Genomic DNA, 24,552 nt, shown 5'->3' with positions numbered 1-24,552 from the left:
TGCTTATTTCTCTTTTACGCAGTTAGGTTCATGTTTGTAGGTCTCGGCGGAATCGACTACCGCTATGCGTTTGAGGAAGTTTCGACCAACGAGCATGTTATATTTGAAATTTTTACGATCAGCCAAGTTAACTTGTACATTTCTTTTGTAAATGTTTCCTAGGCAAAGGTCAAATCTCACCACTGGCCGTCGTTGAGAGTGGGCGCCTTTTCTCTTGATCTTCACATACCGGTGAACTGGCTTTTTGAGATTGACGCTTTGGCCTTCTTTTGTGGTTACCGTAAATTTTACCCATCGTTCCGAATCACGAACGATATCTGAGAGTCCTGAGACATTGAGTGATGATGTGTCCGCACCCGTATCGACTTTGGCGTGAAGAAGAATATTTTCTGGAAGAATTTGAACTTTTTCGATCCAACCGACGATAAGTTTTGGGCTATAGTCTAAAACTAATTCAGCCGTTGAATGCGACGGGGAGGTCAGAATGGCAACGAAACACGAGGCTAAGAGTATGTTGGAAAATTTCAAGGGATACTCCTTCGGCTATGTTTTTGCCTAGAATACGAATTCTGGTGAGAGCGCATGCTGTAGCTTTGACCGAGCCGCAAAATTGCCTGTTACCTTAGCATCAAAATTGCTCATATGGCTATACCGAACGTTGTATGTTTATCAAGTGCTTATAGATGCTGCTGCCGTTGGTTTTGTCTCACAATGGCGGATCATGTGCCTGCCTGAAGCGGGATGAACATCGAGGTGTTTTCACGGCGAATCAACAGAAGGGCTGCATCCTTCCGTGTCAAGGTGTCTCGTAGCTGCAGGAAGTCTTTAACCGTACGCATGGGTGTTTGATTGATGTCTAGAAGAATGTCCCCTTCTTCTAAGCCTTGCGTGTCCGCTAGACATCCTGGGGTTACCGTGCTGACCAACAAGCCATCTCGTCCTCGCGCAAAGTCCTTCGGGACTGGTTCGACGCTGATGCCTTCAAGCAGTTGGAGTGTATTGAGCGGCTTCAGGCGTGGACGCGCATGGGTTTTGAACGGGAATTTCCCTATGTTCACCGTGATCTCTTTTACGTGTCCGTCTCGAAATCGTGTGAGTGAGACCTGTGTGCCAGGTGTCGTGGCTTCAACCAATGCTTGTAATTGCCGCGGTTCGGTCACGGATTGTTCCTGAAACTTTCGAATAATATCCCTCCGCTGAAACTTGGCACGCTCTGCTGGCCCATTTTTCGCCAATTCTGTGACGATGACGCCTTGAGCCGTCGGATCGTTGAGTTGTTTGGCAATGTCTGGGGTTAGTTTCTGAGTGGCAATTCCCATCCATCCACGGGTGACCTTTCCGTGTTGGCGTAATAACGTCGAGATTGTGTTGGCTAATTGGCTGGGAATGGCAAAGCCAATTCCCATATTGCCATGGCTTTCATGAAGGAGAGCGGTTGTGATTCCAATCAGCTCGCCTTTCAGGTTGACGAGTGCCCCTCCGGAATGTCCTGATTGAACGACCCTATCGGTTTGAATAAAGCTTTCGTAGTCGATCACGTCAAGACTTGCGTGACCCACGGCGCTGATGACACCTATCGTGACTGTTTGGTTCAGACCAAACGGATTGCCGATCGCCATCACAATTTCCCCGACTTGTACCTGCCGCGAATCACCCCAAGGTAAAGCCGGCAAGTCTTTGGCTTGGATCTTGAGAACGGCAAGATCGGTTTTGGGATCTTGCCCGACAACCTGAGCTGGCACTGTTCGCTGATCATCAAGGACCACGCGTATATCGTAGGCCTGGTCGATAACGTGATAATTCGTCAGAATGTGCCCATCCGGACTAATGATGACCCCAGAGGCAGCATAGCGTTCTGGACTTTCCGGGAGTGGAATGTCTTCATCCGGTATTGTGGATTGGTCAAAGTATTGTTGAGGGAACGGATTGTTGAAGAAGGGAAATGGTTCATACAGTCCCGTCTTGTCCGTTACTTTCGTTTTCACGGTGATATTGACGACGGACGCGCGTGCGTGCTGGGCGACCTGCCTAAAGGTCTGAGAGAACACCAAGGTGTCGGTCTGGGGTGTAGGTGTTGTGTCACCTTGTACCTGAGTTTGTTGAGGTTCCGATGCAAGGGCGGCGTTTCCGCTTAGGAGAAAGAAGAGCGCCACGAATGCCAAGATAGAGGAAAACGTCAACAATTGTTGACGGGTATTCATTGGATGTGGGGATCGTACGACTTCAATCATGATTTCCTCCGCATTGGTCATCGTCGCGTTGTGTTCAGGCATATTTCACATGTCTTGACTAGTGTGTCGATTGAGCAATAACTATTCCATGACTCGCTAACTCTGAGATCGTGAATTGTGAATAGATGGTGTAACTACCTGCTGACAAAGGAGCGTTTTGGTGTAACTTGACGACAAGTTGTCTGGATTTTGGACAATTTGTCTACCGAGAAGAGGATGTGTTCATAATGGACAGAAACAATATTCTCATTTTAGGCAAGTTTCTTTCTAATGGCTATAGCAATATCACGTAACTTCTAGAGGTGCCTAGGTCACGAACCTACAAGGGGTTAGCACCTCCATGCACGTATACCCAACACTTGAATCGTCATTGAAGATTGAAATGATAGGTACCCTATGTGTATACGGTCGTTGATCGAGCCAGCTGTGCCTGATGGTCAATTTACCTTGAGGTCTCACCACAACTGATGTTCCCATGACAGGTGTCCTTGGCCACGAACGTTGAGCGATCTTCGCGTGCCACATGGACCATCTTCGTTGAAGTCTCACTCCATCTGCTGTCATTATTACAGGTGTCCTTGGCCACGAACGTTGAGTGACCTTCGCGTGCCGCATGGACCATCTTCGTTGAAGTCTCACTCCATCTGCTGTCATTATTACAGGTGTCCTTGGCCACGAACGTTGAGCGACCTTCGCGTGCCACATGGACCATCTTCGTTGAAGTCTCACTCCATCTGCTGTCATTATTACAGGTGTCCAAGTCAACACAGCGCAAAAGTACGCTTTATACATTGCAACGTGTATATGAATGACTCTATGTGAATTTTTCCGAAGACCTGGGTATTTACCTTGCATTGCTAAAGGGCAGTGCTCTACTGATGCAACTCCCGGACATGGGGCTTTCGGTGGGGTGGCATCGTTCGAGGAGTCATGGCCTTGCGTGTGGGCTATAGCATTGATCCATCAACTCTATCACGTGTCCATTGTTTAGAAGATTCGATGCTGTATGGACAACAGAGCGTGGTATTTGTCAGAGTGGACAATTCAGAAAGATTGAAAACGTCATTCGGTGAACGTCGTCGTACGCCTTGCAGGCCGCAGGAGGATGATATTCGAGAGACAACTGAAGATCTCAAGCAGCGAAATGAAGAACTGTCTCAAGCGAATGAACGCTTGGTGGGAGATCAACGGGAATTGCTGCGTCAACAGCGTTTGGCGGTGCTTGGGAAACTTGTGGCAACCATGGCCCATAAAATTGGAACTCCATTGACAGCCATTTCTGGACATCTCCAACTCTTGTTGGAAGATACGCAATTGTCGTCCGAGGTTCAACAGAGGATTCGAATCATCTTTCAACAAACGCACCGTCTGAATACGGTCATGCAAGATTTATTGAATTTTTCCAGAACACCGACGTTGTCTCTCGAGCCTGTGTCCATTCCTCAATGTTTAGGCCAAGCCCTGCAATTGTTTCTTCCGGTTCTTGATAAGCAAGGCGTACAGTTGAAAACCCGTTATGGATCTTCATTGCCACTTGTGAATGCTGATTTTCTCCAACTGCAGGACGCATTCAACAATCTCATTGACAACGCCATGGACGCGATGCCCCATGGGGGACACCTGACGGTGAGTGCATGGCCGCAGAATGGTCCTGGAGCCATGGATCACGATGCCGGAGTGTGTGTTGAGATTCATGATACAGGGTCGGGGATTTCCCATGATCTTCTTCAATCCGTCTTTCAACCGTTTTTTACGACGAAAGATCATGGTGAGGGAACAGGCTTAGGCTTAGCCATCGCCTCCGAGATTATCCAGCAACATAATGGGAAGCTAACCGTGCAAAGCGGAGAGGGAAACGGCACGAATTTTTTAATGTGGCTTCCCGCGTGGAGTGAGAAACCCTAATGTCTCAGGTTCGCGTCTTGATTGTTGATGATGAAATGGAGACATGTGCGCTCCTTCGCGAAATTATGGAAAAAGAGGGATACGATGTCCTCACGACCCATGACGGTCACCTGGCATTGGCCCGTATCAACGAGCAGCCACCCGACATCGTCTTGAGCGACATTCAGATGCCTGGAATCAGCGGGATTGAATTAGTGACGGCGATTCATGAACGACAACCGGAGATCCCAGTCATCCTCCTAACCGCTTACGGGTCGTTGCATACTGCCGTTGAAGGCATTAAGGCCGGCGCCTTTGATTATTTAAGCAAACCATTTGTGTTGGATGAAATTCGAACGGCCGTTCGCCGGGCGTTAGACCACAAGCAACTGCTTGGTGATAGGTCGGTTGATCGTGCGCAGATTCCACCATCCAACCCTTTGAATAACATTCAAGGAAAAAGTCCAGCTTTGGTGGCGATCTACAAACTGATCGCCCGTGTGGCCCCAACAGATTCTACCGTATTGATTCAAGGCGAAAGTGGAACGGGTAAGGAACTGATTGCGCGCGCACTCTATGCGAATAGCGTACGGAAGAATGGTCCCTTTGTGGCGGTTGACTGCGGAACGCTCGCGGAAAATTTGCTCGAAAGCGAGTTGTTCGGGCATGAACGTGGAGCGTTTACCGGAGCCATTTCCAGCAAAAAGGGATTGCTGGAATCTGCTCAGCATGGGACGTGTTTTTTAGATGAAATCGGTGATATTTCTCCCACTCTGCAAAGTAAATTACTGCGGGTCATTCAAGAGCATGAAATTCGCCGTGTGGGGGGGGTAGAGTCGATTCGTGTCGATGTTCGAATTTTAGCAGCGACCAATAAGAATTTAAAGAAGTTGGTCGAGGCGGGAAAATTTCGTGAAGATTTGTACTATCGATTAAATGTCGTGGCCATGACATTACCGCCACTTCGAGATCGCCTTCAAGATATTCCCGAGTTGGTGGATTTTTTTCTTGCAAAACATGGTCGAAGCGGAGCGATTGCGGTCACCGGCGTCAGTTCGCAAGCCATGGCGCTGTTGATGCAGTATGAGTGGCCAGGCAATGTACGTGAGCTTGAGCATACGATCGAACGTGCGGCTGTCTTGGCCGGCCAGGCAACTATTTTTCCACAAGATTTACCTGAAGCTGTCACAGCCGTCCATGTGCCCACGTCCACTGCTCAGAACGGGTGGAAGACGCTAGAGCAACTTGAGCGGGAGCATATCCTGCGAGTTCTTCAGGCCCATCACGGTGATGAAGCGCAAGCAGCTGAAGTGCTCGGCGTTCACCGAAAAACGATCCAGCGGAAATTGAAGGAGTATGGTCTCGATGTATAAGGTGTGCTCACTGTAATCAATTCTCTTTGGGAGGCTTTCCTCCTCTGTCTTTCACACCCTTTCCGTTTATAGGACCTCTTGTCCTGATGTCCTAGACACACTGTCTTTACTCAATCATCAGACCACTTTTTCCGCACATGATGGAGGAATGTCATGAAAGGCCAACATCATTCGCCATTCAAAAGAACGAGGTATACGGCGTCATGGTTATCAGCGGAGAGAACTGCGTGCCTAGACAATTATGCCAGATTGGAGATGAGCAGAATTAATTGTCTGAGAACATGTGCTTTGATGCGTATTGTTCCATGAGTTTCGCGACTAACGCGGTCCAGCCTGTTTGATGACTCGCTCCAATCCCTGCTCCATTGTCTCCATGAAAATATTCATGGAATTGAATCCAGTCCTTCCAGTGGGGATCGTGTTGGAATTGCGTGATGCCACCATAGACCGGTCTGCGGGCATTCCCATCCTTGAGGAAAATCTTTATCAGTCGATGAGCTAATTCGCCTGCGGTTTCCCAGAGGGGCATGAATTGCCCTGAGCCGGTGGGGCATTCGACGGTATACGAATTTCCCAGAAAATGATGGAATTTCTGAAGCGATTCAATCAACAGGTAATTGACGGGAAACCAAATTGGGCCACGCCAATTGGAGTTGCCGCCAAAGTCTGGCACGGTTGATTCGCCTGGTTCATAGCCAACGTGGTAACTATGTCCGTTTGCATGGAAAATAAACGGTGCATCGTGATGGTATTTAGATAACGAGCGAATGCCATAAGGCGAGAGAAACTCCTGCTCGTCGAGCATAATCTGAAGGACGCGGGAGAGGCGATCCTCTCCGACAATGGACAGCATGCGGCGAATGCTTCCGTCCGGTGTGGTCTCCGTCGCGACATGCCGACGAAATTCTGGCCGGTTTTCCAAAAACCACAGCATTCGTCGTTTAAACCCTGGAAGAGCATCAACGACGTCAGGCTCTAGCGTTTCGACGGCAAACAGTGAAATTAACCCGACCATAGACCGGATTTTCATTTTCTGATGGTTGCCATTGGGGAGATGCAAGACATCGTAATAAAATCCATCCTGTTCATCCCAAAGATCAAGGCAGTCGTCTCCTTTTCCATTGATGGCGTCGGTTATGAAGACAAAATGTTCGAAAAATTTACTGGCGACCCCTTCATACGCTGAGTTAGTTTTGGCCAGTTCTAGCGCCATCGCCAGCATGTTGAGACAATACATGCCCATCCAACTTGTTCCGTCTGATTGATCAAAATGTCCGCCTGTTGGCAATTCTTTTGAGCGATCAAAAATCCCAATGTTATCTAGCCCGAGAAATCCGCCTTGAAAGAGGTTTTTCCCTTCCGGGTCTTTTCGATTGACCCACCACGTAAAGTTGAGCAGGAGTTTGTGAAAGATCTGTTCCAGGAAGTGACGGTCCGCCTTCCCCTGTATCCGTCGATCGATTTTATAGACTCGCCAGGCAGCCCACGCATGTACCGGAGGGTTGACGTCGTCAAATGACCATTCATATGCCGGAAGCTGCCCATTGGGGTGCATATACCATTCACGTAGGAACAAGAGCAGTTGCTCCTTTGAGAAATCTGGATCAATCTGTGCGAGCGGAAGGCAATGAAAGGCAAGATCCCAAGTGGCATACCAGGGATATTCCCATTTGTCTGGCATGGAGATCACATCGGCGTTATAAAGATGACGCCAATTTGCATTTCGAATGCCTTCTCGGCTTTTGGGAGGAGGGTGAGTCGAGTCACCAGTGAGCCAGGTTCGAATATCGTAATGATAGAATTGCTTAGACCACAGAAGGCCCGCAAAGGCTTGACGTTGGATCTGTTGTTCATCGGGAGAGAGCGCGTGAGCCCGTTTGGCATAGAATTCATCGGCTTCCGCTTTGCGCTTCGAGAACATCATATCGAATGTTTGGCCAAATCCTTGGTCTTTTCGTCGTACATTCGTTAACCGAAGCTTGATCGACATCTCTGCGTGAGGGCCGAGTCGTAGCTGATAACAGGCTCCAGCTTTCGTTCCTTGTCCAAGTGGATTGACTGCCTCATGTTCGTTGTGAATCACGTAACGATGAAAGGCATCTTTGACGTATGGTGTAGAATTGGGAACGCCCCATAGCCGCGTCCCATTTGTCTCATTTTCTGTGAACAGCAGTTCAGGGTCTCCCTCACACAACAGCCAATGTGTTCCATAGTAGGCATGTTCGGCTTCAAGAGCCGTGATGCCATCAATCGTGTTCGCTCGTCGTATGAGTGGTTTGTCAGTGGCCTCTCCCCACGACCAGGTATTCCGAAACCACAGGGTCGGGCAGATGACGAGGTCGGCGAGATCTGGCCCTCGATTAATGGCCGTGATCGTGATCAACATGTCTTCCGGACTCTGTTTCGCATATTCGATGAACACATCGAAGTATCGATTGTCCTGAAAGATTCCCGTGTCCAGCAGTTCAAATTCACTGCTGTGCCGATTTCGTTGCTGGTTTTCTTCCACAAGTTGTTGGTAGGGGAATGTGCGTTGCGGGTACTTGTAGAGAAATTTCATATAGGAATGGGTTGGCGTGGAGTCGAGATAAAAGTAATACTCTTTGACGTCCTCACCGTGGTTGCCCTCCCGATTAGTCAGTCCGAACAGCCGTTCCTTGAGAATCGGGTCCTGCCCGTTCCACAGTGCGAGTGCAAAACACATATATTGGTGCCGGTCACTGATGCCTCCAATACCATCTTCTCCCCACCGATAGACGCGAGAACGCGCATGATCATGCGGGAAAGAGTCCCATGCCGATCCGTCCGAACTGTAGTCCTCGCGTACCGTTCCCCATTGCCGTTCACTCAAGTAGGGCCCCCAGCGTTTCCAATGTTTTTTATGGTTTTTGGATTCCTTCAACCGTCGTTCTTCGGTCGTCATAGTCGTCTTTCGATGGGATGACATAAATTGTTTCACGTATGAACCCACAACAGGGGGCCGCAACATATTATAAAAGACCGGAAGACAGAATCTTTAGACAACTTGTCCTATAGACAGACAATTTGTCTTGCTCTGTAGATCTGATTGACCGTTAGAGGACGTAAAAATATCCCTATTTTCTGGATTATATTCAACCGAAACACATATGTACCTAAATGTCGTTCTTGTTTCTGTGGGCATGGCATTTGCTCTAGTTTTTTGTAAGCATAGGTCTATCTTTCAGTTTTAGGCAGTTAGGGGCAATCTCGGGAATACTCATGCGACGTTCATTGATCATGGAAGTTATGTAATGCATTAATCTAGTTATGGAATATTTTACCGAACTATCTGCTGAGTCGATCTTTCGTTATGGGTTAAGCACGCTTATCTTGCTTTTAGTCATCTTTATTCTTCGCATTGGTCTGCACCATTCAATTCTTGAGGGGGTTGATTTAGCTGGGGACACTCGACGTCGGTGGTCTGTCAACATCCGAAATACTTTGGTCTTTGCTTCCCTTATTGGGCTTACGTTTATCTGGGCTCCTCATCTTCAAAATGGTGCGGTTTCTCTACTCGCGTTTGCTCTGGCGTTTGTCATCGCTACCAAAGAGTTGCTGGATTGTCTTATTGGGTCAATGTTTCGAACGGCCTCTCGAGCCTATTCTATAGGAGCGCGCATAGAAATCAATGGTATTCGCGGGAATGTCGTGGATCATAATTTTCTGACAACAACGTTATTAGAGATTGGACCTGGCCAAACTTCTCATCAATATACGGGACGAGCCATGGTTATTCCGAATAGCCTGTTCCTCAGGCATTCGTTGACGAATGAATCCTATATTAAAGATTATCGACTTCACATTATCAGGGTTCCCTTAAGCATACAGGATGACTGGAAGTTGGCCGAGACCATTTTGTTGGAAGTGGCATACGAAGAATGTCAGATCTACCTTCAGGATGCGAAGAAGAACATGAAAGCCCTTGAGGGAAAAGTGTGGCTGGATGCGCCTTCTGTCGAACCACGGGTGACCGTCCAACTTCCCGAACCAGGCCAGATTACGCTCTTATTACGAATTCCCTGTCCTACTTCTTTCCCGTCAAGACTTGAACAGGCGATTCTCAAAAAATTTCTGACAAGATTTCGTTTTGGGCTACCATCCCCGGATCCACGTACGGTCGATAGTGCAATAGAACCGGTCATCCAGGATCACATCGAGACCGTCTTTGCCGAATCATAAAACCGGCCCTGTATTCTGTTTTAACTGTGTTCCATGCAAAATAGACGGAAGCGTTAGCCAGGTCTCATTTCTTCACTGTTCTTCCCACACGTCTGTCCCATTGTTCCGAATGTGTATCCTAGGTGAGTCCATTACGCCGAGGGAATGTCTCGAGAGAGCCACCTTTTAGATTGTACGGTCTTCATGTCGCGACTTGACGCAATTGCGATCGAGAGGATATGTCCGTAACGCGTGCTGTCGGTTTACCTTAGAGATGTGTTTTGATATTGTCCCTATGAAGGAACACGGGTTTTTATTCTAAAAGGGTAGGGAGATGATCGATGTGTGAATGGATGGAGTGGTCCTCTGACTGGCGATGCATGTGGAGAGGTGGGAGTCTAGTGAAGGAACGTTTAGGGGGCCTCACACTTCTCGCCGTGTGTGCCGCCAGCCTGTGTATCATGTCTCCAGCTTTGGCCAATCCTCCGAAATTTCCTGACCAACAATCGTTTGCGCATGTTTCTGGAATTGATGTTGAAGTGTTGGCCTATGAAAATATGGATGACGTGTCGCTGACGGCGGAAGCGATGAAGGCTTATGTGCTCAAACAGCTTGTGAAAGCTGGTCTGTTGGGAGATCATCGTAGTCCGTCATTGCAGGAAACCCGTTCTTCAAAGAATGTGAAGAAGGGTAAGCCCGAGAGTCTGGTGATATTAGGTATTCGTGTACGACGGACTGAAGATTCAGCCATGTTCGTTGCAAAAATCGGGAGTGTGGCGGTCGCGCTGCAACTCTTTCAGCAAGTAACAATTACACACAATCAACATCCGACTCAAGCCATTACGTGGAGCGAGAGCGAAAGCATTCTTGGGGGATCGAAGCGCCCTAAAAAAATCTTTGAAGCGCTTGATAGACTTCTTGAGAAGTTTGCCCATGACTTTCGAATTGACCGTTCAACCCCACAGTAAGCATGAACCGCAGGGACAGGTTCGATGTTGAGTTCCTGAAAGTCCATGTTTCACCTAACCAATCCAGGTAGTTCGTAGCCCAAGGGCAGTGTTTCTTTCTGGCTTTCAACAGTACACCTCTCAATTTCTGAAATGATATAGGATGAATTGTAAGTTCTCTCTCAGCCTTCGACCATTCAGGGCATCTGCTCTACTGTTTCGCCTGATTGAGCATCGCCTCATGCACGACTGTGCCTATGGGGGGCCAAGAACTAGGGCAGGGGGACGACACCACATGTGTGCATTGGGTTCATCAACGTGACTGAACTGATGGAACCTTTCATCAAGACATTTCTTTTGTTTTTTGTGTTACTCAATCCATTCACGCTAAGCATTTATCTTCTTGACGTCATTAAGGCCTTTGATCTTCGCCGGTTCGCACGACTACTCACGTGGGCTTCGTTTCTCAGTCTTGCCGCCTTCATCTTTTTTGCACTGGCCGGGGACGCATTGTTTGCGCAAGTTTTACAAGTGCAATTTTCTTCCTTTCAAATTTTTGGCGGCATTACATTTCTAATTATTGGAATTCGCCTCATATTGGGCATGGGACCGCCAATGGAAGCGCTTCGGCCAGAGTCTTCCCAGCTCTCAGGGGCGATTGCTATGCCGCTTATCGTCGGTCCTGGTACGATCAGCGCGAGCGTGTTTGCTGGAAGTCGTTTAGAGCCGGTGATGGCATGTTTGTGTATTGCGCTGGCCTTAGGTGCTGCGATTGTCTCGATCATTTTTTTCAAGGTTATTCATGATCATGTCTTGAGGCGAAACGAGATTTATCTTCAGCGGTATACGGATATTGCTGGACGAGTGACAGCTCTCTTTACCGGGTCGTACGCTGTTGAAATGATTTTCAAAGGTATTGATGGCTGGTTGCCATTTCTGGTGTCCACTTCTCAGTAATATCGTATACGTCTAGGGAGTGTTTTTTTCGATCGAAGAGGATAGTCGTATGCTATTCAATCGATAGTCGTATGAATGTGTAGAAAGTAAATGGGACACAATTCAGATAACGATCCAGGGATTGCCCAACGTTCTTCGTTCGGCTCTTGGTTACTCAATTGGCTGGATGCCAATATTTTTGAGTTAGGCCGAGAGGTCCGTCTTTCCTACCTTCCGCCTCTGATGATCTATCTAGCCGCAGGGGTGTCGGGTCTCACGGGTATTGTCAGTACATTTTTTGTCAAAGATTATTTAGGGCTTTCAGCGGAATTTCTTGCCATGTTGGGATTTTGGGCTGGATTGGTGTGGGCGGTGAAAATGCCACTCGGTCATTTAGTGGACTTATTATGGCGATGGAAGACGGGTTTTGTATTTCTAGGGGCTGGGTTGATTACCGTGAGTCTTGCGATCATGTTAGGGCTCCTTGGATCACCAGAAGCCATGCAGCAGGTCATGCCTTTGGAAAGCTGGTATGTGATTAGTGTGATGCTGACCCCGATTGGGTATGTGTTACAGGATGTCGTGGCCGATGCCATGACCGTCGAGGCCGTTCCTTTATTGGACGAGGAAGGTCAGGCATTGGATGATCAGCGTATCCGTTTAATGCACACCACGATGCAGACCCTTGGACGTGTGGCGATCATCGGAGGTCTCGTCGCCGTTTCCTTAGCGAATCTGATTCAATTTGCCGATATTCGCAACATGGAGGAAGCCGACAAGATTGACGCCTATCTGAATATTTATCAACTGGCGCTGTGTATTCCAGTTATCTCAGTTCTGGGAGTTGTGCTTGCGAGCATGCTCAAGCGACGTCAAATCAAGCAATGGTTGAGCAAGGGGGTTGATCTCAAGCAGATTGATCGGGCCTTGTCTTCTCAGGAATCTCCACCAAAACCAAACTGGTGGATCCTTGGTGGAAGTGCGGCCTATGTGCTGTTTACGATGGTGATGGGGATTGGAGAAATTCCCTATGGACAGGAGCTGGTGTTAGTCGGATCGTTGACGATTATCCTATTTATGATTTCTCGTCTGGTTGCCGTCTTAACTCCGGAGGCTCGCAGGAGTTTGGTAGGAACGGCGATCATTATCTTTATCTACCGATCCACTCCTGGACCAGGTGAGGGCGCGTCCTGGTTTCAAATTGACGAGTTGGGGTTCGATCAGCAGTTTCTCTCTGTGCTCGCGTTAATTGCAAATTGTTTGACTTTGTTTGGCATGTTTTTGTTCCGTCGGTTTATGGCCGAACGTTCGATTGCCTATGTCATCGTGTTTCTCACCATTACGGGTACAATCCTCAGTTTACCGACGCTTGGGCTCTACTATGGCATTCAGAATTGGACGGAACCTCTCACTAATGGAATTGTTGATGCGCGGTTTATTGCCATTATTAATACTGCGTTGGAATCGCCACTTGGGCAAATTGCTATGATTCCGATGCTTGTGTGGATTGCGCAGTCCGCTCCTGAAAAATTGAAGGCAACATTTTTTGCCGTCATGGCCTCGTTTACGAATCTTGCTCTGTCCGTCAGCCAATTAGGCACTCAATACCTCAATGGGATTTTCACGGTCACGCGGGAAGTGCAAGGAGATGCCCCCGGAACCATCGCTGTTCCGGCAGACTACAGCGAGTTAGGTATCTTGCTCATCATTGTGATATCCATCGGCCTTATCCTGCCATTACTTTCGGTAGGACTCGTTCGACTTTGGCGCGCTCCTAGCTCGTAGGATCAATCACTGAGCCGACGTAATGGTGGAGTTTATATTTTCCAAAAGCCAATATGTGGGGTTGAATAGTCTTCTTGTATGATGCGAGGGAAAAGTGTGTGTACGGTTCGTGTTACCCTCCTTAACTTTCACCATGCGTACACATTGAGCGTCTGATTCTTTTCCTTCATATTATATACTTTCCTCGGCAGTTGATTTGGTCACTTTTCCCCAAAAGGCACGATAGATATAGATCGTATAGGTTAGCACAAGACTGAATCCGAGGATGAACCATACCAATCCGATTTTCAGCCCATAAGGAGACGTGGCCGCATTATAAATCGTGAGATGAGAGTGCGAGTCTGTACTGGCTAATAACAGATTGGGGTAAAGCGCCCAAGCAAGAGAACCCAGGCTCGACAGAATGAATAGGCTCGAAGCTGAGAATGCAGCGATATCCTGTCCAGCATAACGAAAGTAGAGCATACTGCCGAGTATCACCAGTGCGGCAATGGGAATGACATATCCAACTGGATGGGTAGAAAGATGGTGGCCAAGGATCGGGTGGGCTGAGGTCAGTGTGAATATATTGAGCAGCCCCATCGGCACAAGGCTCCATCCGCCCACTCTCGCAAATCGACAAGCTCGTAGATACAGGTCTCCATCTGTCTTCATGGCAATGTAGTTGGCACCATGCACACTCAGAATGGTGACCGTCAGTATGCCATTGAGAACCGTGTACACGTCCAAAATTCCCGGGTCTGAGCCTGGAAACAATGTTGTCCACAAGGGCATGAAAAAATACCCATCTGTATTTAAGGGCACTCCACGCATGAGGTTGCCAAGCGTGATCCCGACGATCATCGCCAGGAAAAAACTGGAGATCGTGAAGGTGAGATCCCAAATGGGTTTCCAGAGGGGATGATCCAGATGATGGCGCAATTCAATCGCCAAGCCACGCAACATGAGAAGCCAGAGAACCACGATGAGGGCTAAGTAGAATCCACTGAAACCCACCGCATAGGCTCTGGGGAAGGCAAAAAATAATAACCCCCCACCCGCAATCAACCAGACCTCGTTGCCGTTCCAAACCGGCTCGATAGCCGCCAAGGTTTCGCTTCGTTCCGTGTCCGTCCGCGCAACATAGTGATAAATGATTCCGGTCCCCAAATCAAAACCATCGAGAACGAGGTACACGGCAAACATGAAAGCCACCATGATGAACCAAAAGGTTTCCATGACTCAGTCTTTTCCTCTTGTATCAAGTGTGGGATTCAGGCAATGGATTTCCCTCACCTGTCTCCGATGACGTTGGGCCTCGTTGGACAAGTTCAGAGAATAAAAAGAGAAACAAGAGCCCTAACAAAAAATACATCCCGACAAACCCAATGAGTGTAAAGAGGGCATTGCCAGAATGTACGAGTGGCGAGATTCCATCAGAGGTTTTAAAGAGCCCATAGACTAACCACGGTTGTCGTCCGAGTTCAGCGGTCATCCATCCAGCCGTGGTGGCAATGTAGGGAAACGGTGCGCTGAAGAGTATGATCCATAACAACCATTGCCATGTGGTTGTGAATAATTGCTCTCGCCATAACAGCACAAGTGCCGTGGTCATGATCGCGATAAAGATCGTTCCGAGACCCACCATGATGTGATACGAATAATAGAGTAAGGGTATATTGTCGGGCCACTCATCCCGCGGAAAGGCATCCAACCCTTTCACTTCTGCCCAGAGTTCGTCATACAAGATAAAACTCAGTGCCGATGGCACCGTCAACGGATTGTCAATCGTCAAGGTTTCCATATTGGGTTGGCCAACCAGGGTCATTCCGGCTCCCCGTTCTGTATGAAACAGACCTTCCATGGCCGCACCGGCTATGGGTTGGTGCTCAAACACTTGTCGGGCGTTTTCATGGCCGGTGGGGAAGCTGAGGATGAGACTCGCGCAGGCCCCCGCAACGACTCCGGTGCGCACAAACAATTTGGCTAAAGTCTGATGTTTATCTGAGAGATAATAAAACGCACCGACCCCAGCCATTACAAATGAGGCCGTGGCCACGGCGGCTGTCATATTGTGCCAATATTGCCAGAATAACCACGGATTCGTGAGGAGTCCAATTAAACTGTTTACCTGGACACTCCCATCATCCATGACGGTATAGGCGACAGGATGTTGCATCCACGCATTGGTGGCTAAAATGAAATACCCGGAAAGCCATGACCCGACAAACACCATGAACGCCGCAACCCAATGCGTTTTCGGGCCAAATTTCTTTTCACCAAACAGTAAGATTCCCAAAAACGTTGATTCCAGAAAAAACGAAAACAGGCCTTCCATGGCGAGTGTTTGTCCGATGACGCCTCCGGCATACTCTGAAAATTTTGCCCAGTTCGTACCGAATTGAAATTCCATTGGAATACCGGTCACGACCCCAAACGCAAAGCTCAGTGCAAAAAGTTTTGTCCAGAAACGAGCGGCTTCATTGTAATGCTCATTGCGGCTCCACAGCGCGCGCGACTTGAGATATACAAGCAACAAAGCCAAGCCCATTGTGAGTTGCGGAAAAAGATAATGAAATGTGATCGTAAAGGCGAATTGAAGACGATCATATAATAAAGCGCTTTCCATGATTTCTAGTCCAATTGGAAAAGATAGAACTGGAGGCGATACGGACATTGCGACATGATACAGCGTCTCGCGAAACCTCTGTTTCTATTCCTATGTCTTCCACATGTTACCATGTGACCAGAAACTGTGTCGTCGACGACAGTGTGTCAACTGATTCAATGAGGAAAAAGACATGCACACCCAGTGAGATGCGCGTGTGCTAATTGGTGTCACTGGCGACCTGGCGTAAAAAATGTCCTGGTTCTTCATTCACACATTCACCGTGGAACAGTTCGTGGCCGAATCATTGGCGTGGCCCAAGGTGAATGTGGTGTTGAGCAGACACGATAGCGAGCCCGTGATAGTGGGGAGAAATGAGGCTTCAGCGATGTAGCATTTACACCAGCATCCGGTAATTTCTGACAGCATGCCCCGGAAGGGTGTCGGGATTTTTTTGCATTGCCGCCATCGCCATTATCTATGTCGAATAATGCCTTCCTCATCAAGAAATGGAACGTTCAAATTACATGGTAACGGCGTGAAGCCAATGTTGTTCAAACAGCTGATCCAGGGCAGCCATTTGGATTGATATGACATTTACCTCGTGAGGATAGGTGTGAGGCAATGAGGACAATATGAAGTTGTGTTGTTTGAGATGTGCGGGTACAAAGTTAAGAAATTTCCTGATATAACTATTGTCGAAGTTTCAATCATATGCGATTCATGCTGAAGGGGATAGTTGTACGATGAGATGCGCAAAAATTCTTTGTACGATCGGTCCGAAAACTTCGACGGCTCAAATGCTTGAAGCGTTAGTCAACAACGGAATGAATATGATTCGACTTAACATGTCGCATGGAGTACAGCAGTGGCATGCCAAAACGATTAACACGATTAGAGCTGTTGAGAAAAAGCTCGAAGTGTCGCTTCCCATTATGGTGGACTTGCAGGGTCCAAGAATTCGCGTTGGGACTCTTTCCAAGAACGGAGTGGAATTGACGGAAGGACAAACGATTTCATTGCTATCTGTTCAATCCGGACATGCACGTACGTCCGATGCGGCTAACGTCAAATCCCTATGCATCCCTATAGGCTATCCAACACTTTCTCAAGATGTAAAGCCCGAACAAAGGATTTTGATTAATGACGGGTTGATTGAATTACGTGTCGTGAAAGTGACAAAGAAGCATGTGACATGCTCGGTAATGGTCGGTGGAAGAGTGACGTCCAATAAAGGAGTCAATTTTCCGGATACGACTTTGAGTACTCCTTCTTTAACAGAAAAAGATCAACACGACATTCGTTTCGCGATGAGCCACAATGTGAATTACATTGCACTCTCTTTTGTCCGTTCCGAAAAAGATATTCAGACGACAAAGGCGTTTCTTGAACGAAGTGGGTTGGCCATACCGGTTATTGCCAAAATCGAACGGCCGGAAGCCGTGCAACGATTGAATGCAATCTTAGACCAGGCTGATGGAGTAATGGTGGCTCGAGGGGATCTGGCGATTGAAATGACGCTTGAGGCCGTACCTGTGCTTCAAAAGCGAATCATTGCTGAAGCTAACCATCGAAACCGATTGGTCATTACGGCGACTCAAATGCTGGAGTCGATGACCGAACATTCTATTCCCACCCGTGCTGAAGCTTCCGATGTTGCCAATGCGGTGCTTGATGGATCTGACGTGCTCATGTTATCAGCAGAAACTTCAATAGGAGGATATCCTATTCAAGCTGTTCAGGTCATGGATCGCGTCATTCGTAATGCCGAAACCGGCAATGTTCTTCGTTGGGAACCGGCGAATACCCATAACGTTCAGGAAGCATCAGTCGCGGCATCAGCCTGTATCGCAGCAGCAACAGCCGCCCGGCTTGTGCAAGCCAAGTTGATTATTGTGTTTACGAATTCTGGGGCGACGGCCCTCTTGATGTCTAAGCAGCGCCCCGATGTTTCGATAATCGGACTGACACCATTTTCAGACAGCCTAAAACGTATGAAGGTCTTTTGGGGAGTAGAACCGTATCTGATACCCCACATTTTGAATACGGATGAGCGAATTCAGATGGCTGAAGCGATATTGAAACGCCACCGCTTAGTCAAAGCTGGAGATCGTATTGTCATCCTTTCTGGAGAACATGATCAGCAGCAGACAGGCACAAACCTTATGAAAATTCACGAAATACGATAAAGGTTTGACGTGCAAGCTTAGTCTTGTCCGCTTCGTGTTGCCGGAAATATGAAGTTTCCCTTGCTCCAAGGTCAACGATTGCTTCTTTTCGAAGGTCGTTAGCTCTTTGGACACTTTCGCTATACTCGCCAAGGTTGTTGTGGAATAGTTTGGTCAACGGTTCTATTTAAATTGTTGACCTTTTCCTCAATTCTGATTCCTCTTCATAACTCATTCCATTCCCTTCAATGTATCTATAGCCAATTCAATACATTTCCAATGTGTGAAAACGACTGGAAATTGTTAGGATTCGCTCTATAGCCGTTCCAATTTACTTCCGTCTGTACGACGTGTGTTTTTGCGCTGTGTACATGATGTAACTTCGGGTGGAAGTTATTTGGTTTCGCTATAGAGTCTTCACTTCACACACAACCGCGAAAAGTTTATGATTTTGGCCGCGTCTGTAATTTGGTTAGTGAATTGCATGTTGAATTTAGGTTGAGCGCATCAGTAGAAATTCTTTGACAGTATGAGGATGAGTGTGGAAAATAATATGTATGATTATGGTTTGTACATTCAGAGAGGACTTTCGGCAGCACATCGCTCTCTTCCTGCGTGAGCGAGGCTATGAAGTTTGTGTCCCATCCCATCGGCAAGATGTGCTCACGATGGTCACTCAAGAACAGCCCCTTGTGGTATTGCTGGATATGTATGTGACACATCCAAGTGGCTTGGAGGTGTTGCGTGATTTACGGGCACACGGCTTCAAAGGAAAAGTTGTCTTACTGGGTGGAAGTTCAATGAGCTCAGTAATTTCACATGCGTACCATCTTGGTGTTGATCAGGTGGTCGGGGGGCCTCAGTGGGTTGATGGTCCGGCAACCCTTCTCTGCGGTCAAATAGAGGCCGCTATTCACTCAACACTGCATGCTTCGATTGCGCGGCAGGCGTATGAACTGTATGAGTCACGGGGCCGAACGCATGGTCAGGACTTGGACGATTGGCTTAATGCAGAACGATTGATCTTCAAGCGAGTACTTTCCCAAAAGGCGAGTAGTAAGCCTTCACGATCTTCTTTAAAGGATAGACAGCCTAAGAAAAGCCAACTCTATGTTTCCATTCAAAACGATGCGAGTGAAGTCAAAACGTGATGTGTGGTCTCGATAGCGTGCTGTCCTGAACGTGTGGATTGTGCGTTATAGCCGTTCCAGTTATGCCGAATCACTTAAATGTCGACCTACTGAATGCTGGTTATAGCCGTTTCAAATAACTTCCGGTGGTGGAAACGTTGTACCGCGCTGGGTTAATTGTATTTTCCTATTTGGGAGAGTTATTTGGTTTCGCTATAACGTCTCCTCGCTAGATTCAATCCACTTTTTCTTACGAAAATATATCATTAAACCAGCTGTGCAGAATCCCAGAAAGAGTAGTCCTAGGGGGTAACTCCCATTCCCATTCTCATTTTGATATAAAGTTAAAATTCATGCCATAGATGTCGGCGATCACGAAAAACGTAAGCTTTGCGCATGACATGCCTTAGCTGTGAATGAATATTGGTTAATTTATTCACTGTCATGTTCTGCCTATGTTCTTCGTGTCGCCGGCATCCAGGGTGTATGATTGGAATGTCGTGTTATTATTTGAACGGTTCTTTGAGCACGACCTTTACCCCGCCAATCGTTCCCGTAACAGCATTTCGAACTTGTTCCCCTGCACTTGAGCTGACTTCACCGGCAGCTTTTAACGCACTGCTTGCTGCAGTTGACGCGGCCTCGGCGGTATCCACTCCGATGGATTTCGCTCCTTCTATTGCCCCCTCGACAGAGTTTTTGGCTGTGGTTGCCAAGTCTCCGCCGACTTGGGCTGTAGCCTTAATCATGGAACTGGCGGTTCCACTCACCGTGTCCATGGTTTTTTCTCCGACCACTTTTGCCCCCTCGAGTGCGCCTACCATTGTTGCTTTGGCCGTTGACCCGAGATCTCCTCCGACCTCAACCGTTGCCTTGATGACGGCACCTGCAGTGTGACTGATGGTTTCCATGGCTTTCCCACCGATTTCCTGTGTTGCCTGCGCTGCCCCAATGATAGTTGCTTTGGCAGTGCTGGCTAATTCTCCACCAACAGAACTTACCCCTTTGATTGCGGCAGTCACAGCTTGAGCCGCAGCATCGGTCATTCCCGTGGTTAAATCTTTCGTCGCGATGATTGCGCCTTCCACGGCTCCCTTTGCCGTTTGAGCCAAGTCTCCACCAACTTCTGATGTCGTTTTAATGAGCGTTGACGTACTCACTCCAATTGTCTCGAGCGTATTTGTTGTGACTTCTTTGGTTCCCTGCACAGCGCCAACGATAACGCCTTTGGCCGCAGAGCCTGCCTCGGCTCCGACTTCAGAAATCCCTTTTACCGATCCCACAATAGTGTCTTTGAGTAAGCTCCCAGCTTCGGTGCTAACGGCTTTGGTCCCTTTGAGGGCGGTAATGAGTGTTCCGCTCACCAGATTCAGTATGGCATTGGTGACATCGCCTGTACCTTGAATGGTTTCGACAACACTTTCTTTGGCTTTCACAATGATGGATTTTTCTTCGGACATGTGCGACTCCTTTCGCCGGATAATGAATAAACGAGAAGTAAATACGTATGTGTCCCAGCCTGGTCACGTGTGTCCTACGTCTGTATTGTCGATAGCAGGCTGATCACAGCTTCGCATGATCATGATGTCATGTGCCGTCATAATCATTCTTGCTAAGAATGGTTCCGTCTGCCTCCTTTCCCGATTATCGTGGGATGAATATCAAATGAATCTATGTTGTCAGTCTCTGTGTTTTCTCCGAATAGTATACTAGCCGAGTATGATTTCTTCTTTGACTGTTTCATGGATTTCCTCCACAACTTTTTCGGCCGTGGTGGCGTTCTTGACTTTGGCAATATGAAATAGGGCATCCCCTTGATTGACAATGGGTAAATTTGTTCGACCGATGAGGATTCCCGGTTCGTCTGCGTTCACAGAAATTTCCGTTTCACCCATAGGATCTGAAATCGTGCCTACATGATCGCCTTGCTGAATTCGTGCGCCCAGTGGATGCAGCGACCGGAGTATTCCGCCAGCTGGAGCTCTGAGCCAATAGGAATTCGTGGACACGACGCTCTTGGTCTCGACAGTCGAGGGCTGTTTGCCAAGCATTCCCAATGTTTGCATAACCCGAAGAATGCCTCGTACGCCAAGGCGAATGGCCAGTTCATCGAAACGGAGAGCTTCACCGGCTTCATAGAGCATGGTTGGAATGTTTTGGTCGGTTGCTGCCCTTCGCAGTGAGCCGTCACGGAGATTCGAGTGAAGAATGAGCGGGGCAGAAAATGATTTACTGAGATGTTCCATATTGGGATCTGAAAGATCTGCCCGAATCTGCGGAAGGTTGCTCCGATGAATTGCCCCGGTATGCAAATCAATACCATGCGTGCATCGCAGAACGACTTCATGCATGAATAAATAGGCCAATTGGGACGTCAAGGAGCCTTTCACGTTTCCTGGGAAACTTCTGTTCAGGTCTCGACGATCAGGTAAATACCGAGAATGCGCCAGAAACCCAAATACATTGACAATTGGAACTGCGACAAGTGTGCCGCGAAGTTTGTGTAATCGAGGAGTTTTCAGGACTCGTCGTATGATTTCAACGCCATTGAGTTCATCTCCGTGAATGGCGGCGCTAATAAAAAGACGTGGGCCATCTTTTTTCCCATGAATGATGTGAATAGGAATATTCATGGGTGTATGGTTGGAGAGTAAACTCATCGAGAGATTGATCGTTTGCCGTGTTCCTGGCAGAACCGTGTTGTTGCCTATCTCAAAACTTTGACGTAGTAATTTAGCCACGACCTCGAGTCCTCGTTTTGTTGGGTTTCGCATTCTTTTCAATAAATTGAATGATCTCCTTGGCGACGTCGATACCCGTTGCATTCTCAATGCCTTCAAGACCAGGAGAGGAATTGATTTCCATGACCACTGGGCCATGTTTTGAGCGAAGCAGGTCGACGCCGCAGACATTGAGTCCCATGATTTTCGCGGCTCGGGTTGCCGTCGACCGTTCTACAGGCGTGATTTTGATGAGCTGAGCGTTTCCACCTCGATGTAAATTTGATCGAAAGTCACCCTTCGCGCCTTGGCGTTTCATGGCAGCGATGACGCGGTCACCAATCACTAAACAACGAATATCCGAGCCACCGGCTTCTTTAATGAATTCTTGCACGAGAATATTGACTTTGACGCCTCGAAACGCTTCTATGACCGACTTGGCTGAATTGTGGGTCTCTCCCAACACCACCCCGATTCCCTGCGTACCTTCCAGGAGTTTGATGATCACTGGCGCGCCACCGGCAATGCCGATGACGTCGTCGGCAAAGTCATCGGAGTGGGCAAATGCTGTAACCGGGAGCCCAATGCCTTTTCGTGCTAATAATTGTAAGCAACGAAGCTTGTCGCGTGATCGTCCGATGGCGACTGATTCATTGAGCGGCCAGACTCCCATCATTTCAAACTGACGTAGGACGGCGAGTCCATAGAATGTGATCGACGCTCCAATACGAGGAATGACGGCATCATAGCCTTCAAGGTTTTCACCTTTATAGCGAAGCTCGGGATTGTGCGACGTGATGTTCATATACACTTTGGTCGTATTGATGACGTCGATATGATGTCCGGCTGCCTCGGCTACCTCGACAAGTCTTTTGTGAGAATATAGCTTCGGGTTACGTGCCATCATGGCCAGTTTCATACGTGATCCCTCCTCGTAAATGGCAATAGGTAATACAAAAATATTCAGTGCTCGTTTGTGGTGACTCGCCCTACACAAAATGATTTTCCAGGATCGATGACGCAGTGACGTCTGATTGCCGTACGACCCAATAACATTCGAAAACCCATTTGATCTCGATTCGTCAAGGTTACTTCAATTGGCCATGATTGGGCTCCGAGCGTGAGTTGCGTCTCGATGACAAATCGCTGCTCTCGTGTCCCTCCAGAGTTTGTGACGACTCTGGATTCCCGGACTGGACAGGTACAGACTCTCTTGTCTGTATCATTATGTTGATAGGGTTGAATCGTAAACCGGACCCAGTCTTGCCCTTGTTGTGTAAATTGTTCGATGTTAAAGGCATGCAGCGCCGATGTTCGCGCACCGGTGTCAATTTTCGCTTTGATGCGTTCCACCTCTAGATCAGGGAGTGTTACCCATTCCCTCCATCCAATGATTGTCTTTTTCATTATGTTGAAGGAACCTCCTTGTTCGTTTTTCTGCGATACATCGGGTGACTCGTTCCTGGGAACCTGAATTAACTGAAGAGTGGCCGGTAACGATCGTGAGGGCCGTACATCAGATTCTTGGCGTAATTTGATTTAACGTTCAATACATATATCAGGGCTCCCTCATACTTGTTCTGGTGAATGCATGAGTCTTGGCAGAGTCTGTTTCTCTGATGAGGTAATTCTCGCAAGTCAACGGTCATCATGCTCTCCTCTGTACGAGTTCTATGACAATTATGATGTCACGAGCGGTAAAGGAATCGGTGATCGTACATGTAAATCCCGTTGAGGAAATGGTATCTCAACTCCGTTTGCACGAAACTTTTTCACGATGGCACAGTTAATGTCGGAATGTATTTGACGTCGGCCTTGAGGATCGCCAACCCATGCCAAGAGACGCATATTCCATGACGAATCGCCAAACGCCAGTAGCCATGCCTTTGGTTCTGGATTTGATAAGACCTCAGGATGCTCTCTTGCTGTTTCCAATAATGATGAGATGACGGTGTCGAGCTCAGAACCATAGGACACGCCGACGTCAATCTCTAGCCGTGTTTTCGGATCGCCATGTGACCAATTCACAACGGTCGATGAAATGAATTCAGAATTGGGAACGACGATGGCGATATTGTTGAGTGAGCGGATAGTGGTCGAACGAATGTTAATTTCAACGACGTCACCTTCGGTGTCAGCAACGGTTACGCGATCGCCTACTTGTATGTGTTGCTCAAATAACAGGATGATTCCCGAGATAAAGTTCGAGGTCAAGTTTTGCAATCCAAATCCGATGCCGACTGATAAGAATCCAAAGATAACGGCCAGTCCGCTGAGGTCAATGCCAATGAGCTGAAATGCGATAATCGCTCCGAGTACCCATAGCAAATATTGGGCAATGCGGGTCATCGTGTACTTTGTGCTGGCAGGAAGATTGATATGTTGCAAGAGACGGTTTGCGATGAAATGGCGAAAAAAACGATTGAGAATTAATAATCCGCACATGACAAAAAGGAATACAATAAGAGAGGAGATGGTCACCGGAGTTTGATTGACCGAAAACAATTGGTAGTGGAGCATGTTGTTCGCCATCGTCCAAACGTCCCAGCCGTTCATCATTGAAGCTCCTTTTTCTCGGGTTTCATTTCGCTGTGATCGCCAGTTTCAATTTT

At 47.9% G+C, this 24,552-nt stretch carries 18 protein-coding genes; 8 read left to right on the top strand and 10 right to left on the bottom strand.

From position 1 onward, the window contains the following. Positions 1 to 3 precede the first annotated feature (3 nt). On the bottom strand, positions 4 to 528 hold the full coding sequence (locus ACWHX8_RS12860; RefSeq protein WP_447968527.1) for an ATP-dependent zinc protease family protein: 525 nt from the start codon (positions 526 to 528) through the stop codon (positions 4 to 6). Positions 529 to 719: 191 nt separating this feature from the next. Next, positions 720 to 2,273 (bottom strand): trypsin-like peptidase domain-containing protein, encoded by a 1,554-nt coding sequence (locus ACWHX8_RS12855; protein WP_447968526.1) that lies wholly within the window; start codon positions 2,271 to 2,273, stop codon positions 720 to 722. Between the two features lie 888 nt (positions 2,274 to 3,161). On the opposite strand from ACWHX8_RS12855, the gene ACWHX8_RS12850 reads away from it, so the two are divergent. Beyond that, entirely contained in the window at positions 3,162 to 4,136 is a 975-nt protein-coding gene (locus tag ACWHX8_RS12850; RefSeq protein WP_447968525.1) for a sensor histidine kinase, read from the top strand. Continuing rightward, on the top strand, positions 4,136 to 5,488 hold the full coding sequence (locus tag ACWHX8_RS12845) for a sigma-54-dependent transcriptional regulator (protein WP_447968524.1): 1,353 nt from the start codon (positions 4,136 to 4,138) through the stop codon (positions 5,486 to 5,488). Before ACWHX8_RS12850 ends, ACWHX8_RS12845 begins: the two co-directional genes overlap by 1 nt. A gap of 265 nt (positions 5,489 to 5,753) precedes the next feature. On the opposite strand, the gene ACWHX8_RS12840 is transcribed toward ACWHX8_RS12845, so the two are convergent. Further along, the gene (locus ACWHX8_RS12840; protein ID WP_447968523.1) at positions 5,754 to 8,411 is read right to left on the bottom strand and encodes an MGH1-like glycoside hydrolase domain-containing protein; all 2,658 of its coding nucleotides are present in this window, start codon (positions 8,409 to 8,411) and stop codon (positions 5,754 to 5,756) included. A gap of 365 nt (positions 8,412 to 8,776) precedes the next feature. Between ACWHX8_RS12840 and ACWHX8_RS12835 the strand changes: the two genes are divergently transcribed. From ACWHX8_RS12835 to ACWHX8_RS12820, 4 genes are all read left to right on the top strand, one after another. Further along, on the top strand, positions 8,777 to 9,688 hold the full coding sequence (locus tag ACWHX8_RS12835; protein WP_447968522.1) for a mechanosensitive ion channel family protein: 912 nt from the start codon (positions 8,777 to 8,779) through the stop codon (positions 9,686 to 9,688). Positions 9,689 to 10,068: 380 nt separating this feature from the next. Beyond that, on the top strand, positions 10,069 to 10,635 hold the full coding sequence (locus ACWHX8_RS12830; RefSeq protein ID WP_447968521.1) for a hypothetical protein: 567 nt from the start codon (positions 10,069 to 10,071) through the stop codon (positions 10,633 to 10,635). A 309-nt stretch (positions 10,636 to 10,944) separates the two neighbouring features. Next, positions 10,945 to 11,571: a MarC family protein gene (locus ACWHX8_RS12825; protein ID WP_447968520.1), complete on the top strand. Its 627-nt coding sequence runs from the start codon at positions 10,945 to 10,947 to the stop codon at positions 11,569 to 11,571. Between the two features lie 90 nt (positions 11,572 to 11,661). Then, complete coding sequence (locus tag ACWHX8_RS12820; protein ID WP_447968519.1) at positions 11,662 to 13,335, top strand: hypothetical protein; 1,674 nt, start codon at positions 11,662 to 11,664, stop codon at positions 13,333 to 13,335. A gap of 171 nt (positions 13,336 to 13,506) precedes the next feature. On the opposite strand, the gene cydB is transcribed toward ACWHX8_RS12820, so the two are convergent. Together cydB and ACWHX8_RS12810 are read right to left on the bottom strand one after the other, a co-directional pair. Next, entirely contained in the window at positions 13,507 to 14,553 is a 1,047-nt protein-coding gene (cydB, locus tag ACWHX8_RS12815; protein WP_447968518.1) for a cytochrome d ubiquinol oxidase subunit II, read from the bottom strand. A 22-nt stretch (positions 14,554 to 14,575) separates the two neighbouring features. After that, entirely contained in the window at positions 14,576 to 15,943 is a 1,368-nt protein-coding gene (locus ACWHX8_RS12810; protein WP_447968517.1) for a cytochrome ubiquinol oxidase subunit I, read from the bottom strand. Positions 15,944 to 16,668: 725 nt separating this feature from the next. On the opposite strand from ACWHX8_RS12810, the gene pyk reads away from it, so the two are divergent. Together pyk and ACWHX8_RS12800 are read left to right on the top strand one after the other, a co-directional pair. Next, the gene (gene pyk, locus ACWHX8_RS12805) at positions 16,669 to 18,111 is read left to right on the top strand and encodes a pyruvate kinase (RefSeq protein WP_447968516.1); all 1,443 of its coding nucleotides are present in this window, start codon (positions 16,669 to 16,671) and stop codon (positions 18,109 to 18,111) included. A 536-nt stretch (positions 18,112 to 18,647) separates the two neighbouring features. Then, on the top strand, positions 18,648 to 19,241 hold the full coding sequence (locus ACWHX8_RS12800; protein WP_447968515.1) for a DUF2934 domain-containing protein: 594 nt from the start codon (positions 18,648 to 18,650) through the stop codon (positions 19,239 to 19,241). A gap of 485 nt (positions 19,242 to 19,726) precedes the next feature. Here the strand turns inward: ACWHX8_RS12800 and ACWHX8_RS12795 are convergent, their stop codons facing one another. The 5 genes from ACWHX8_RS12795 to ACWHX8_RS12775 all read right to left on the bottom strand — a co-directional run bounded on the left by ACWHX8_RS12795 (position 19,727) and on the right by ACWHX8_RS12775 (position 24,499). Further along, positions 19,727 to 20,680, bottom strand: coding sequence for a hypothetical protein (locus ACWHX8_RS12795; protein ID WP_447968514.1), 954 nt, complete (start codon positions 20,678 to 20,680; stop codon positions 19,727 to 19,729). A gap of 249 nt (positions 20,681 to 20,929) precedes the next feature. Next, on the bottom strand, positions 20,930 to 21,961 hold the full coding sequence (locus ACWHX8_RS12790) for a succinylglutamate desuccinylase/aspartoacylase family protein (protein ID WP_447968513.1): 1,032 nt from the start codon (positions 21,959 to 21,961) through the stop codon (positions 20,930 to 20,932). Beyond that, complete coding sequence (gene rimK / locus ACWHX8_RS12785; protein ID WP_447968512.1) at positions 21,954 to 22,859, bottom strand: 30S ribosomal protein S6--L-glutamate ligase; 906 nt, start codon at positions 22,857 to 22,859, stop codon at positions 21,954 to 21,956. The genes ACWHX8_RS12790 and rimK overlap by 8 nt, the downstream gene beginning before the upstream one ends. Before the next feature lie 44 nt (positions 22,860 to 22,903). Then, positions 22,904 to 23,350 (bottom strand): ATP-dependent zinc protease family protein, encoded by a 447-nt coding sequence (locus ACWHX8_RS12780; protein ID WP_447971910.1) that lies wholly within the window; start codon positions 23,348 to 23,350, stop codon positions 22,904 to 22,906. Positions 23,351 to 23,620: 270 nt separating this feature from the next. Then, positions 23,621 to 24,499, bottom strand: coding sequence for a mechanosensitive ion channel family protein (locus ACWHX8_RS12775; protein WP_447968511.1), 879 nt, complete (start codon positions 24,497 to 24,499; stop codon positions 23,621 to 23,623). Positions 24,500 to 24,552: the final 53 nt, after the last annotated feature.

This window comes from Nitrospira sp. M1, assembly GCF_965152605.1.
This window is presented reverse-complemented; position numbering and strand designations above follow the sequence as displayed.

Bases quoted from the DNA above. Each gene is read 5' to 3' on its own strand.
- ACWHX8_RS12855 (WP_447968526.1), bottom strand. From the start codon at position 2,273: ATGCCTGAACACAACGCGACGATGACCAATGCGGAGGAAATCATGATT.
- ACWHX8_RS12850 (WP_447968525.1), top strand. From the start codon at position 3,162: ATGGCCTTGCGTGTGGGCTATAGCATTGATCCATCAACTCTATCACGT.
- ACWHX8_RS12845 (WP_447968524.1), top strand. From the start codon at position 4,136: ATGTCTCAGGTTCGCGTCTTGATTGTTGATGATGAAATGGAGACATGT.
- ACWHX8_RS12840 (WP_447968523.1), bottom strand. From the start codon at position 8,411: ATGACGACCGAAGAACGACGGTTGAAGGAATCCAAAAACCATAAAAAA.
- ACWHX8_RS12835 (WP_447968522.1), top strand. From the start codon at position 8,777: ATGGAATATTTTACCGAACTATCTGCTGAGTCGATCTTTCGTTATGGG.
- ACWHX8_RS12825 (WP_447968520.1), top strand. From the start codon at position 10,945: ATGGAACCTTTCATCAAGACATTTCTTTTGTTTTTTGTGTTACTCAAT.
- ACWHX8_RS12820 (WP_447968519.1), top strand. From the start codon at position 11,662: ATGGGACACAATTCAGATAACGATCCAGGGATTGCCCAACGTTCTTCG.
- cydB (WP_447968518.1), bottom strand. From the start codon at position 14,553: ATGGAAACCTTTTGGTTCATCATGGTGGCTTTCATGTTTGCCGTGTAC.
- ACWHX8_RS12810 (WP_447968517.1), bottom strand. From the start codon at position 15,943: ATGGAAAGCGCTTTATTATATGATCGTCTTCAATTCGCCTTTACGATC.
- pyk (WP_447968516.1), top strand. From the start codon at position 16,669: ATGAGATGCGCAAAAATTCTTTGTACGATCGGTCCGAAAACTTCGACG.
- ACWHX8_RS12800 (WP_447968515.1), top strand. From the start codon at position 18,648: ATGATTATGGTTTGTACATTCAGAGAGGACTTTCGGCAGCACATCGCT.
- ACWHX8_RS12795 (WP_447968514.1), bottom strand. From the start codon at position 20,680: ATGTCCGAAGAAAAATCCATCATTGTGAAAGCCAAAGAAAGTGTTGTC.
- rimK (WP_447968512.1), bottom strand. From the start codon at position 22,859: ATGAAACTGGCCATGATGGCACGTAACCCGAAGCTATATTCTCACAAA.
- ACWHX8_RS12775 (WP_447968511.1), bottom strand. From the start codon at position 24,499: ATGATGAACGGCTGGGACGTTTGGACGATGGCGAACAACATGCTCCAC.